This window comes from Haloferax mucosum ATCC BAA-1512, assembly GCF_000337815.1.
Taxonomy (GTDB): domain Archaea; phylum Halobacteriota; class Halobacteria; order Halobacteriales; family Haloferacaceae; genus Haloferax; species Haloferax mucosum.
Map to the genome: position 1 here is coordinate 721,646 of NZ_AOLN01000018.1, position 12,685 is coordinate 734,330.

A 12,685-nucleotide genomic window follows, 5' to 3' on the forward strand; every position below is an offset into this window, starting at 1 on the left:
GGTGACGGGTACGACGAGGGGTAACGATGGCATCAGCAGGCACACCAACGCCGACACCGGAGACGAACGCACAGCTCGCGCGACGGTTCCCGGAAGAAGTAGCAACCGAAGGGAACATCGACCTCATCGACGAGATTTGTCTCGCCGATGTCGTCGATCACAGTCCGCTGGGGGAGCGGCGCGGACGCGAAGAACTCAAGCAACAACTGAGAGATATCCGAGCGTCGTTCGGTGATTTCTCAGCGACGGTGGAAGACATCGTCGCCGAAGGAGATACGGTCGCCATGCGCGTCACACTTCGTGGCATGCACGAAGGCGAATTCATGGGCATCGAACCGACCGGGAAGTCGTTCGAAGTCCCGAATATGGTCTTCACTCGCATCGAAAACGGAATGATCGCAGAGCGGTGGGTCCAACCCGACCTACTCGGGCAGTTCACCCAACTCGGCGTCGTTGACCTCCCCGAGATGTGAGTCAGCGCGACCGAGTCTTTTTCGAGAACCCGGCCACTCACTCGGCGTCGGCCACGAAAAACCGCGGTACACGAACCGTCACGACCGTTCCGCCCGAACTGCGGTCTTCGAACTCCAACTGGCCATCGGCGATATCGACGCCCCACTGGACGAGCCACAGCCCCAGTCCGCTTCCGTGTTCGAGCGGCGTCTCGTCGCCGCGTGCGAGGACCGCCCGTTCGTACTCACCGATGCCGTCGCCGTCGTCGATGACGTGGAACGCGACCGTTTCGTCGTCGGCGCGGGCTGAGACGTGGACCCACGGTTTCGGATTGGTGTTGTGCTCGACGCCGTTTTCGATGAGATTCACGAGCACGGGTTTGAGAACCGGCGAGACGGCGCTCTCGGGTGGGATATCGCCGATAGCGAGACGCGCGTTCGGGTGCATTTTGGAGACATCCGAGATGCACGTTTCGAGGAGTTCTCGCACCTGGCGGGGTTGTTTCGTTGCCCAGTTCGTATCGAACAGTTCGACAATCGTCCTGCCTTTGTCGCCGACGTCGATGATTCGTTGGGTGTGTTTCTTTATCAGCCTGCTTTCGGGCGTCTCTTCGGTATCGGCCAGCAGGTCGGCATAGCCGGCGATGAGGTTCGCTTCGGTGCGGAGATTGTGCCGGAGCACCCGGTTGAGCACTTTGAGTCGCTGTCGCTCGCGCAGAATCTCGCTGACGTCGTGAAACGAGATGACGCGACCGAGAAACCGACCGTGAACGTCGTCGATTCGGGTGACGGACACGTCGTATCGGTTCGTTCCGTTTGGCGTCTCTATTGAGAGTGGTTCGGGAGCTTCGCCGTCCATCGGGAGCATATCGTACGACGGAATCACGCTCGCCGAGGGCATTCCGAGAACCTGCGTCTGCTCGCCGCCGAGAATCGCCGCCGCCGGTTCGTTCATATCGACAATCGTATCCTGGCGGTCCACGACGACGGCCCCGTCGTGCATCTGCGTGAACACGAGTCTGCGCGCTCTGTGTGTCGGTGACGGACTCGCGCCAAAGAGTTGAAATCGCGTGACTGCGGCGAGATAAGCGACGCCGGAGATCGAAAACGCGACTGGCGTTGGGTCGAGACCGGAGGTGTCGAAGACGCCGAGGAGGTAGAACACGTTACTCGCCCACGGCGCGAGGGTTCCGAGGAGGAGTGCGACGCTCTGGCCGCGGAACGGTCGCATCTCGCTCGTCAGCAGGCCGAAAATCGGGATACTACCGAGGAGACCGAGTAGATAGGTGTAAACCGTGATGACCCAGAACCACGGGCCGACTGCTTGACCGAGACGCAAGACGCCGTTTTGGATGACCAGCCACGAATCGCGGTAGAGAAGAGTGTGATAGTCACTGGTCAGTGTCAGCCCGACTGTAATCGCGGGAATGACGACGACGACCGCGAAATAAGCGGGACGAAGATACTGGTCACGGCCGGTGTAATCGAGCGAGAACGCGAGCCACGCGACGGGGATGACGACGACGCCAATCCAAGAGATGTCTACCCAGAACACTTTCTCTGAGAGCGTCGTCGCTTGAATCTGGAACACGAGGCAGATGGACCACCAACTCTGTCCCGCGAGCATGGCGACAAGCGGGAACGACCCCGGTTCCGGTCTGGCTCGCCACGCAGTGAGGGTCGCCGCAACTCCGATAACGATTGTAGCGAGTAACACTAGGGAAAGTGGAGTGATGGGGACCATCTTGGACAGTACGACCTGCTCGAAGTATAATAAACGCCAGCAGACTCACTAAAAAGTGTAAGGGAATTATATTTTTACAGTTCAGAGTGCGGCCGGAATCAAAGCGATTGCGACGACCAGATACTCGGACTCGGCCGCGAGCGTGAGTACGTCGTCGTGCGCGGTCCGGCCGACGAGAGACGTGACACAGAGGGAGAACGCAAGTCCGACTAAGAGCGCCGCGACGAAAACCGGAGCGAGAAGCCCCTGTGCGCCGGCGACGACGACGATGAGTGCCGTCACGATGTCGATGGCGTACAAGATGCGGCGCGTTCGCGTCACGCCGAAGACGACCGGAAGCGTCTCGACACCGATGGCGCTGTCGCCTTCGGCGTCGCGGACGTTCGGTATCTCGACGTTGACGAAGATACTGAGGAAGAAGTACGCGAACACGACGATGGCGGCCGGCGTGACCGACGCACCGGCGAACGCGAGCGGCAGGGCGGTCAGCGTCACCGCCCACGCGAACGCGACGACGAGCGAGTTCACGAGTAACACGTCCTTTAGTCGCCGGAACTGCGCGGTAATCGTCGGGAGCCAGTTCGAGGCGTAGAGCACCCAGAACACGCCCGGAAGGAGCGTCAGCGCCAGCGCGTACGGACCGCCGAGCACGGCGAGCGCGACGGCGACACCGTACGATAACGAGACGGCGTGATTCAGCGCGTGTTCGTGCTGTTGGATGAACGCCGCTCGTTCGGGCGTCGTCTCTGCGTCGGTGTCGGCGTCAGCAATGCGGTCTCCGAGGTAGACTGCGAACGTCACTAATCCGACTACCACGGGTGCGAACGTCACGTCCAACGAGAGCGCTCTCGTGACGAGCAGAACCTGTACAACCGCGATGACGGCGAGGTACGCCGAACTGTATCGGAACGCGGCCACCGAATGACCGACCGATTCGACGACCCACCCCGTCAGGTTGCGTACGGCCGCTTGATTTCGTGTCCCACCCGAGACATTGTTTGGTTTGTTTGACATTTTTATCACCACGACGGATTTCTGAGCGTTTCGGTCCCACACCCGTCGCCAGTGACAAATCAGCTGTCCATACATTCAAGTATGAGGGAAAAGTCCCGATTTGTCAGAACGGATAGAACGATTGCGGAGCGTCCCATTCGTGCGTCGAATCTGGCGAGTAGGCGACAAATGCGTCCAAGATTGCATCGCCCGCGAGCACACAGTTCGTTCGTCGAGGCAGTACTGTCGGGATTGTGATTGGGTCGTTCGGGACGCGGTTGGCTGTTCGAGACATCGAAGCGAATGTGCGACTCACTGAACCCGAGTAGCTCCGCTCGACGGACGTTCGAAGTTCCGTGAGAAGGGAGAGTGTAGGCGGCCGGGCACCCGCCTGCACTCCACGGACACTGGGGAAAACTCCCCTGTATACGCAACCCAAGTGCAGGTATGTACCTGCAGTATCCGCGTTTATCCCCTACCGTTAAAACATTTTTCAATTGTCATATGTCACGTTGGAGCGCACGGCACGGCAAAGAGTGTGGCGTGGACGAACGGAACGTCAGGTCGGAGACGGCGTTGTGGACACTCAGGCGAGCGCGCGTCGCTCGCGTTCGAGGATTCGAGCCCAGAGGTCGAACAGCGTACTGTCGAGGTCGTACACGTCTGCGATTCGGCGGACCCACTCGTCGTCGGAAAACAAGAGGCGTTGGAAGGTTCGAACGTCCTCGTCGAGGTCGTCCCGTCGGCCGGTGTAGTACGCGACCGTCTGCTCGCGGGTTCGTTCGACGAGCAGTGGCGGGACGAAGATTCCCGACTCGCGGGCGACGTAGGTGAACCATTCGAGGTGGAGCACGGCGTCAGCGAGGACGAACTTGTCGGCGAAGCTATCGACGTACGCGGTCGCGGGTCTGCCATCGACGTACACGTCTTCGGGGCGGGAAAATCGCGGTGCGGAGAGATGCGGGAGGTCGGCCGCGTACCGCTTTGCGACTCGCTTGAGTTGGAAGTCCGCGTACGCACACGGCGCGGCGAGTCCGAGTTCGTACCACAGCGGCATCCACTGACAAAACGGGTCGCAGAATACCGCATCGGCCAGTAAATCGGCGGCGACCGACCGGGCGAGGTCCGGCGGCAGGTCGGTCCGACCGGCCCGCATCGCGTCGGTCGCGCGGACGACCCGAGATTCGAAATCTCCGACGCGAAGGCCCATTCCCGCGGCGACGTCGTGGACGTACTCGGCACCGATGCGATACCAATCCGCGAAATCTGCGGGACGATGGAGTCGAAGGAGGCGCAGGACGGTCACGACCGAACTACGGGAAGAGAGTCTTTAGTGGCTGTCGGTGCGAGCCGCCGGTTCGGCGTCGCCGTCAGCCAACGCATCGTCGAGTCCCCACTCCGCGGCGCGGGCGCGTGCTTCCTCTCGTGCCTCGGAGCGAATCGCCTCGATTGCCTCTGCGTCGGCGAGAAACGCCTCGACCGAACTCTGGTCGCGTGCCTCCTCGCGGCGGGCGGCCGGTGCGGCCTCGAACGTCCGGTCCGCAAGTCGCTCGTCGCCGGCGAGGACGCGCGCGGGAGCGCCCGGCGCGACGCGAAACTCGTCTACGGCGTGGGCCTCGGCGAGGTCGTCGGCATCGACGGCGTGAATTGCGACGCGGTTCGGCCCGGTAACGGCGAATCCTTCTAAGCCGTCCCGTCCGCCGCGGTCGCGTTCCGTGTCGTACGCGAGCACTGGAATCCCGTCTTCGAACGTGACGACGCCGCGCGTGGTCTCACCGAGGAGGAGCGCGTCCTGTGGTTCGAAGACGACGTAGCCGGTCAAGCTCTCCGCGAGGACCGACCGGAGCACGTCAGCGGCGTCGTCAACGACCCGCGACCGAAGCAGTGCGCCTCGCGGGATATTCATATCCGCTCGGGGATGACAGCGCTTTTGAACCGCTCTGCGACGTCGCGTCCGTCGCCGTCGCGGACGTCCAATCGGGCGGCCGCCTCGCGGAAGGCGTCGGCCGCCGGGTCGTCGGGGGCGTGTGCCAAAAGCGGCTTGCCCTCGCGGCGGGCGGCGCGAACCGCGTCGCTTTCGGGGACCGACGCGAGCGTTTGGCCGCCGAAGTACCGACTCGCTTGGTCGGCGATGCGGTCTACGTTTTCGTCGGCGCGGACGCGATTGAACACCACGCCCGCGGTGTCGGTGCCGTAGGAGTGGGCGTACTCCTGTACCTTCAGCCCGTCAGAAAGCGAGGGGACGGTCGGCTGGAGGACGACGACGATTCGGTCGGCGAGAACGATTGGGAGGACCGCGCTTTTCGACCCGAGGGCGGCGGGAGAGTCCAAAAGAAGCACGTCGGTTCCGGTTGCGAGTTCGACGACCACGTCCCGTAGTCGTTCGGGGTCGGCCTCCTCGAACGCCGCGAGACTCGTCCCGCAGGGGACGACCGACATGCCGAAGCGGTCGTAAACCGCGTCCTCGACGGCGGCGTCTCGCTCGTCGATGAGGAGGTCGTGGAGCGTCACGTCCGCGTCGTCCAGTCCGGCGTGAAAAAGCAGGTTCGCCATCCCGGTGTCGGCGTCGATGACGGTCACGTCGTAGTCCTCGGCGAGCGCCATCCCGAGCGCGAGCGTACTCGTCGTCTTCCCCGTGCCGCCTTTTCCACTGGCGACGGCGAACGCCTCAACCATGCCCCCACGTGCCCGGTGACTTCGCATAAGTGTTCGGAACGCGTGTGAAGCCCGCCTCGTCTCAGCCGACTTCGGCGAGAACGTCGAGCAGGTCGTCGTTTTCGTGCGGACGGCGAAGGGTCATGCGAACGTGTGAGTCGAACGTCCGGTAGCACCGAGCGTCCCGAAGCGCGAAGCCGCGGCGTCGCGTCTCACGGAGCACGCTGTCAACGTCGTCCGCGCGAAAGAGGACAAACGGGCCGTCAGAAGAGTGTGTTTCGTAGCCGAGGACCTCCAGTTCGGCGGTGACTCGGGACCGCTCTCGTTCGGTTCGGTCGCGTGTCGCTTCGAGAAATTCGTCCTGTTTGAGACAGTAGGTCGCCACCTCGACCGCCGGCGACGAGAGCACCCACGTACACCGCGCGCGGGAAAGCTTGTCGTAGAGTTCGCCCGTCGCGGCCGCGAATCCGGCGCGGAGCGACGGCACCCCGAAGACGTTCGTCACCGAGCGGAGCGTGATGACGCCGTCGAGACCGGCGGTACTCGGCAGACGCGTGAATCCGAGAAACGACTCGTCTACGATGACCGGCGTGTCCGCCCACTGGCATTCGGTGAGAAACGCCCGGAGTTCGTCGGTCGGGTACGCCTCGCCAGTCGGATGACTCGGATGGCCGAGGATAACCGTCGCGTGGTCTTCGGGGTCAACAGTCCGTAAAAACTCGTCGCGTGGGGCGCGAACCTGTGTGCCACCCTGCAGTTCGATTTCGCGGCCGTATTCGCCACAGCAGGGCTCCGGCGTGGCAACGGTGTCGCCGGGCGAAACGGTCACACCGAGTGCGAGTCGAAGCGCTTCAATAGCGCCCGCCGCGGGAACAACCTCGTCGGGTTTGCAACCGACGTACTCGGCCGCGGCGACACGAAACTCCGAGTGGTCGTCCAACGAGTACCGCCGCGAGGTGGAGAGCACGGATTCGTAGACACCAGCCAGACCGGACGGATGCTCCGGGTTCGAACCGAGGCTGAAATCGACGACCGAGTGGTCTGCGGCTCCACCGCGGCTTACGGGGTCCACATCGGGTACCGAAGCCGGGTCCATGTCTACCTGCTAGATACGAACCATATTCAAAGCTTCTTCATAGTTCATTTAGATACCACCGACAGTTTATCGGTGAATACGTCCGATTCCCGTCTGTTCTCAGATTTTGCTGACGGTCGCGCTGTCGTCGGCGACGACTCCGTATGGTGCTTCAGCGACACGTTGTGGCATCGTTTCGTACTCGTACCGCGAATCGAGGCTCGCCGCTACCGCGTCGCGGACGCAGATTCGGGCCGCGTGGCCGACTGTGGTCGCACTCCCCGAGAAGGTCACCGACTCGCCATCGGGGTCGCACGCGGCGATAATCGCGTCGGAAGTCGTTCCCGGTGCACGACACCGTGAGAGCAGTGTCGCCGCCTTCGCCTCGGCCGCGACGGCGACGAGATTCGAGAGCGCCCCCGGTTCCAGCGAGCGCGTCGTTCCGACGACGATGTTCACGGTGCCGACGGTATCGCCGAGTTCGTGGTCGGCATCCGACACCTGCTCAGAGCCGTCACGGTCTCGGTCGCACTCGTCCACCGACCCGTCCATCGGCAACGCCGCCGGATTCGACACGCCCGCGGTGGCGACGACTTCGACCGGGCCGAACCGAGCGCGACGCGCGTGCTGTTGGGCGACGCCCGTGAGAAGTACGGGACCGGCGTCGTCGAACCCCGCGGCAGTGACTCGGCGGTCGATGTAGGCGTCGAGGTCGGTCTTCGACCAGCCGTCGGGCACGGTGACGTTGTACGCGGCCGAGCCGTGCGATTCGCCGCCGGCGTAGCCGGTCGAGAGCCAACGCGTTCCCGGACGACCGAGGCGACAGACGCCCTCCCGGCACGTCGTCTCAAACATCGGCGAGTGCGCGGCACAGTTGGTCGTTTTCTGCCGGGCGCTTTACCGCCACGCGGACGTGCGAATCGAGCGTCCGAAACGTGGTCGCGTCGCGGATAGCGACGCCGCGTTCCAACGCGGTCTCGACGACAGACTGAACGTCGCGGTCGCCGACGTCTACCAAGAGAAACGGCGCGTCCGACGGCGACACCGAAAACGACGCCGAAAGCGACTGTCGGAGGCGTTCGCGCTCCGACTCGACGCGCTCGCGGGTGCGCGAAACGAACTCGGTGTCGCGCATGCAGTGCGCACCGACGGCCGCCGCGGGGGTCGAAAGCGACCACGACCGACGGGCAACTGCGAGTCGGTCGCCGAGGTCGCCGGGAGCGACTGCGAACCCGGCGCGGATGCCCGGGAGACCGAACATCTTCGTCAGCGACCGGGCGACGATAACGCCGGACTCGCCGGCCAGACTCGACGCGTCGGTGAAATCGAGAAAGGCCTCGTCGGCGACCAGAACGGTCCCGGCGTCACGACAGCGGGCCGCGAACTCGCGGAGACGAGTCGGGTCCGCGAGTTCGCCGGTCGGATTGTTCGGCGTGCAGACGACCGCAATCTCGTGGTCTGCGGGGTCGGCGTCGAGGAGTTCGTCGTGTGCGACGCGGACGGGGGTCGAACCCTGTAGCCCGACCTCGCGGGCGTACTCGCCGAAACTCGGTTCGGGAACGAGCGCCGAATCGCCCGGTTCGAGCGTGATTTCGAAGGCGAGTCTGAGCGCTTCGAGACCGCCCGCGGTCGGCACGACCGACGCCGGGTCGCAATCGACGTAGTCGGCCGCGGCCGCCCGGAAATCGGGATAGCTGTCGTCGGGATAGCGAGTCGAAGCGTCGAGCGCGTCGACGTACACGGCATCGACGCCAGCGGGTCGCTCCGGGTTCGTGTTCGCACTGAAGTCGAGAACCGAGCTATCGGTCGTTCCCCCGTGAGGGACGCGAGCGGCGGCCCGAACGGCGTCAGGCTCCATCCTCGGCCTCGCCGACGACATCGACATCAACATCGACGGCTTCTGGGTCCAACCGCGAGAGCACGTCCAGCGTCGCCGCCTCCACGTCGTCGATGACGCCCATCCGGTCGGCGAGCATGAGTGCGCCGCCCATTCCCGCGCCTTCCTTGGCCTCGCCAGCCGCATAGCGGTCCAACGGGTGCGTCTCGAATCCGGGGTCGGTGACGGTCACGTCGAGGTCGAGTTCGGCGGCCGTGGCTTCGAGTTCCGGCACGTCCGCTGCGAGATACGAGGTGGTCGCAAGCGTCAGATCGCCGTCGGCACCGGCGTGTCGGGCGAGCGCGGCCGCCGCGAGGAGTTGCGTGCCCCCGCCGAGCGTCACGTCGATGTCGGATTCCAACGCCCCGACAGTGAGTCCGGCGACGACCGGAAGTACGGGGTCACCGAGATATCGCGCGGCGCGTCTCGGCTCGTGGGCCGCCACGCCGGGTTCCATGTCGCTCGCGTCGAACGCCTCGGCGACGACTTCTTCTTTGAGACCCGTCGGGTTGTCCGGGAGTGACGACGAGACCGGGAAGGACTCGCCGAGCGCGCGCAAGACGGCGAGCGCGGTCGTCGTTCCGCCGGGGACCGTCTCGCCGATGACGAGTTCGTCTTCGGGGAGCGCGAGACCCATGCGTCGGGCCGCCTCGAACGCGCCGGGTGCGGTCCGGACTGGCTCGCTCTCGCGGATGTCGTCACCCGGTCGGGCACCCACGTCGATGGTCGGCGTCGCGGTCGGTTCGGCGAGTCCCGCATCGACCGTAAGCACGTCGAATCCTGTGAGTTCGCGGACGGCGCGGGTGATTGCCGCGGGCGTCGGACAGCCTGTCGGACTCACCGGCGTCACCGGCGAGCGGACGGTGTCTCCGTATTCGATGATTTCGGCGTCGGCGCTCGGCGTGTGGTCAACGAGCGATGGGTCCGCACCGGCGGCGCTGATGCCGGGAATCTTGGCCGTCCCGGTCGTGCCGGCGACGAGGACTACTCGCATCGGTCCTCCGCGAGCGCGATGTCTGTCGGGCGATTTACGTTGAGTGCGAGTCTCGAATCTGTCGTGAGATACATGGTTGAATCAGTGTTTGCGGAGGGTGCGTCAGCCGGGTCGGGGTCCGCGCCGACGACGCCCAAGCCGGTCGGACAGACGTCGGTTCCGCGGTAGTCGAACACGAGCGAGTCGTCGATACTGGCTCCGAAAGACGCTTTCAGTTCGACGGGGACACACGCCGTCAGCGATCCGCCATCGGCGGCCGCAATCGCCGCATCGACGTGGTCGGGACACAAGAGCGGGAGGTCGGAAACGACGGTCACGACCGGTTTCGAAACCGAGTCGCGTTCGAGCGCAAAATCGAGGTCGGCGACGTAGCCCTCGCCGGGCGCGTCGATACAGTCGATATCGAGTTCCGCCGCTCGCGCGCGGGTACGCGGTGTGTACGGTGACGTAACCGCGTGAACGGTCTCGACGCTGGAGCGACGGAGGGTCTCCACGATGCGGTCGAACATGGGTCGCCCGCAGATATCGACGAGCGGCTTTTCGACCGGCGCGTCGAGGCGCGTGCCGCGGCCGCCACACATCAAAAGAGCGTCCACACGACCACCCCCACGTGTAGTGCCGCGGCGCGAGCCAGTTCGTTCGTCGCTCCGATGAGGTCACCTGACACGCCGCCGAGTCGCGTCTGCCCCCACGAGCGCAGGGCGAGCGCGACGACAGGGCCGCAGGCGACCGCGGCGACGACACCGATACCGCCGGTGAACAGCCCAAGTGCGAGGGCTGGCAGACACGCGACAGCGACCCCGAAGAGGGCGGATGCGTCGGTTTCCCCGACGAGCGCCGACCCGAGTCCCTCGTGGGCCGGCTCGCCGAGACAAACCAGCGTTGCCATCCCCGCCTTCGCGCCGACTTCGGCCGCGACAGCGATTGTGACGGCGGCCGTGAGTCCAGCGCGTCCGCCGCCCGTCCCGGCGAGACCGAGCACGCCGAGTCCGAGGACGACGAGCGTCACACCGAGCGCGAGCACGCCTCCGACGCCGGTCTGTGAGTCTTTCAGGACAGATAGCCGACGCTCGGCGTCGCCGTGAACGACGGCGGCGTCACCGATGTCCGCAAGCCCATCGGCGTGGGTGACGCCGGTCACGAGATACAGCGCGACGAGATACGTCGCCGCCGCGGTCAGAATCGGGAGCGGAAGGACAAAGGGCAGTGCGACGAGTCCACCGATGACGTACCCGGCGAGCGGGAAAGCGACCGGCGTCCGCCTGAACGACTCCCATTCGGTCTCGCCGCTCCGAACCGGAAGCCGCGTGAGAAAGCCGAGTGCGCCGCGGACTGCGGTTAGAACCACGCAATCACCCCCGCGACGGCGAACGCGGCGAGGCCGGCGCGCGAGACGAGTCGCACCCCGCGTGCCGCAGTCTCCGCGTCGGGAAACTCCGGGCCGCCATCCAACAGATAGTGGTCCGGTTTCTCCAGTCGCGTTTCGAGCAGGACGGCGAGCGTCGCCATCGGCCAACCCGAATTGGGCGACGCCGGACGCCGAGCGAGCGACCCGACGCGCGTGAGAACGCCGGGTGCCCCAGCGACGAGGGCGAGTAAGACGGCCGACAGGCGCGCCGGAAGCCACATCACCGCGTCGTCGAGGCGGGCGGGGACGCGGCCGACCGGCTTGTATCGGTAGCCGAGCATCGAATCGAGCGTGTTGACGCCCTTTACCCACGCCGCCGCTCCCACTGCGAGCGGGAGCGACCCCGGCGCAACGAGAGAGAACGCGAGTAACGGGGCGACCAGTCCGTCGGCGAGGTTCTCGGCCGCGCTTTCGACGGCGGCGCTTCGAATCGCCCCCGGCGAGAGCGACGCCGGGTCGCGCCCGGCGAGCGCGCGAAGGTCGGTCCGCGCGCGGTCGAGGTCGGTCGCCGTCGCCGACACGACGGTTTCTGTCGCATCGAGAAGCATCCGACGGCTCGTCGTCGAGAAGAGGGCCAACGCGGCGACGACCGAACCGGCCCACGGAGAGGCGAGCGTCGCGCCCCACGTCGCACCCGCGACGATACCCGCGGCGAGCGCCGGAAGCGCGAGCGCGGCGAGTGCGCCGACCGCAGTCGGGTGTTCCCACTCGCGGTCGATGGGTGCGACGAGGCGTCCGAACAGCGCGACGGGGTGGATACGCGCGGGCGGTTCAGCGACGAGACGGTCCAACCCCGCCGCGACCGCGACGGCGACCACCGCCGTCACGGGCACGGGACCTCCCCGGCACGCAACCGTGTTGCGAGCGCGTCGAGCGCCGTCGTTTCGAGACTCACGAACTGACCGCCGACGGCTTCGATACCGCCGTCGGTGTCGGGGTCGTCGCCGACGTGAACGAGGTCGGATACGTTGACATCGAGGCCGCGAGCGGCGGCTTCGAACGCCTGTCGATGCGGTTTTCGCCAGCCACAGGCGACGCTCGTGGTGATACTGTCGAAGCCGCGTCGGTCGAGGTCGGAACGGATGAGCGTCCGCGCGACGAGTTCCGGCACCGAGCAGTTCGAAAGGAGACCGACGGGACCGGCTTCGCGGGCAGCCTCGACCGCTTCGACCGCTCCGGGTCGAGTCGTCACATCGGGGTCGAACGCCGTGATGACCGCGCGACGCGCCGCGTTGTCTGGCGACTCGGCACCGCGCGAGCGAAGCGCGGCGGCGACGTGTGCGGGAAGCGGAACCTCGGCCCCTTCGGGGGCGTCGATATGGACCTCGCGGTAGGCGTCGTCCCAATCGCTCGGGACGTCCACGCCGTACTCACAGAGCGCGTCGGCGACGGAAGTGCCCGGGTCTGTTGGATACTCGACATCGACGAGCGTACCGAAGAGGTCGAACGTGACTGCCACTAGAGTTTCATCGATGAAATTCTACTTGA

14 protein-coding genes are annotated in these 12,685 nt (G+C 65.4%); 1 reads left to right on the forward strand and 13 read right to left on the reverse strand.

Annotated elements, in window-relative coordinates:
• The first annotated feature begins 26 nt into the window (after positions 1-26).
• Complete coding sequence (locus C440_RS16335; RefSeq protein WP_008321774.1) at positions 27-473, forward strand: ester cyclase; 447 nt, start codon at positions 27-29, stop codon at positions 471-473.
• 37 nt (positions 474-510) lie between these two features.
• On the opposite strand, the gene C440_RS16340 is transcribed toward C440_RS16335, so the two are convergent.
• The 13 genes from C440_RS16340 to C440_RS16400 all read right to left on the reverse strand — a co-directional run bounded on the left by C440_RS16340 (position 511) and on the right by C440_RS16400 (position 12,656).
• Positions 511-2,196, reverse strand: a complete 1,686-nt coding sequence (locus C440_RS16340; RefSeq protein WP_049915930.1) for a histidine kinase N-terminal 7TM domain-containing protein — start codon at positions 2,194-2,196, stop codon at positions 511-513.
• A gap of 81 nt (positions 2,197-2,277) precedes the next feature.
• A complete protein-coding gene (locus C440_RS16345) occupies positions 2,278-3,210 on the reverse strand; it encodes a UbiA family prenyltransferase (protein ID WP_008321776.1) in 933 nt (310 codons plus the stop codon).
• A gap of 565 nt (positions 3,211-3,775) precedes the next feature.
• Positions 3,776-4,495: a hypothetical protein gene (locus C440_RS16350; RefSeq protein WP_008321777.1), complete on the reverse strand. Its 720-nt coding sequence runs from the start codon at positions 4,493-4,495 to the stop codon at positions 3,776-3,778.
• 24 nt (positions 4,496-4,519) lie between these two features.
• Positions 4,520-5,095, reverse strand: coding sequence for a hypothetical protein (locus tag C440_RS16355; protein WP_008321778.1), 576 nt, complete (start codon positions 5,093-5,095; stop codon positions 4,520-4,522).
• Positions 5,092-5,865 carry a nucleotide-binding protein gene (locus C440_RS16360; protein WP_008321779.1) on the reverse strand — a complete coding sequence of 258 codons (774 nt, stop codon included), beginning with the start codon at positions 5,863-5,865 and terminating at the stop codon, positions 5,092-5,094. The genes C440_RS16355 and C440_RS16360 overlap by 4 nt, the downstream gene beginning before the upstream one ends.
• A 61-nt stretch (positions 5,866-5,926) precedes the next feature.
• Positions 5,927-6,940 (reverse strand): pyridoxal phosphate-dependent aminotransferase, encoded by a 1,014-nt coding sequence (locus C440_RS16365; RefSeq protein ID WP_008321780.1) that lies wholly within the window; start codon positions 6,938-6,940, stop codon positions 5,927-5,929.
• 99 nt (positions 6,941-7,039) lie between these two features.
• Positions 7,040-7,774: an adenosylcobinamide amidohydrolase gene (locus tag C440_RS16370; RefSeq protein ID WP_008321781.1), complete on the reverse strand. Its 735-nt coding sequence runs from the start codon at positions 7,772-7,774 to the stop codon at positions 7,040-7,042.
• A complete protein-coding gene (gene cobD / locus C440_RS16375; protein WP_008321782.1) occupies positions 7,767-8,777 on the reverse strand; it encodes a threonine-phosphate decarboxylase CobD in 1,011 nt (336 codons plus the stop codon). Before cobD ends, C440_RS16370 begins: the two co-directional genes overlap by 8 nt.
• Positions 8,767-9,789, reverse strand: coding sequence for a nicotinate-nucleotide--dimethylbenzimidazole phosphoribosyltransferase (locus C440_RS16380; protein ID WP_008321783.1), 1,023 nt, complete (start codon positions 9,787-9,789; stop codon positions 8,767-8,769). Before C440_RS16380 ends, cobD begins: the two co-directional genes overlap by 11 nt.
• On the reverse strand, positions 9,780-10,370 hold the full coding sequence (locus C440_RS16385) for an NTP transferase domain-containing protein (RefSeq protein ID WP_008321784.1): 591 nt from the start codon (positions 10,368-10,370) through the stop codon (positions 9,780-9,782). Before C440_RS16385 ends, C440_RS16380 begins: the two co-directional genes overlap by 10 nt.
• A complete protein-coding gene (gene cobS / locus C440_RS16390) occupies positions 10,370-11,137 on the reverse strand; it encodes an adenosylcobinamide-GDP ribazoletransferase (protein ID WP_008321785.1) in 768 nt (255 codons plus the stop codon). The genes C440_RS16385 and cobS overlap by 1 nt, the downstream gene beginning before the upstream one ends.
• Positions 11,128-12,030: a CobD/CbiB family cobalamin biosynthesis protein gene (locus tag C440_RS16395; RefSeq protein WP_008321786.1), complete on the reverse strand. Its 903-nt coding sequence runs from the start codon at positions 12,028-12,030 to the stop codon at positions 11,128-11,130. Before C440_RS16395 ends, cobS begins: the two co-directional genes overlap by 10 nt.
• Positions 12,021-12,656 (reverse strand): HAD family hydrolase, encoded by a 636-nt coding sequence (locus C440_RS16400; RefSeq protein ID WP_008321787.1) that lies wholly within the window; start codon positions 12,654-12,656, stop codon positions 12,021-12,023. Before C440_RS16400 ends, C440_RS16395 begins: the two co-directional genes overlap by 10 nt.
• Between the last annotated feature and the right edge of the window lie 29 nt (positions 12,657-12,685).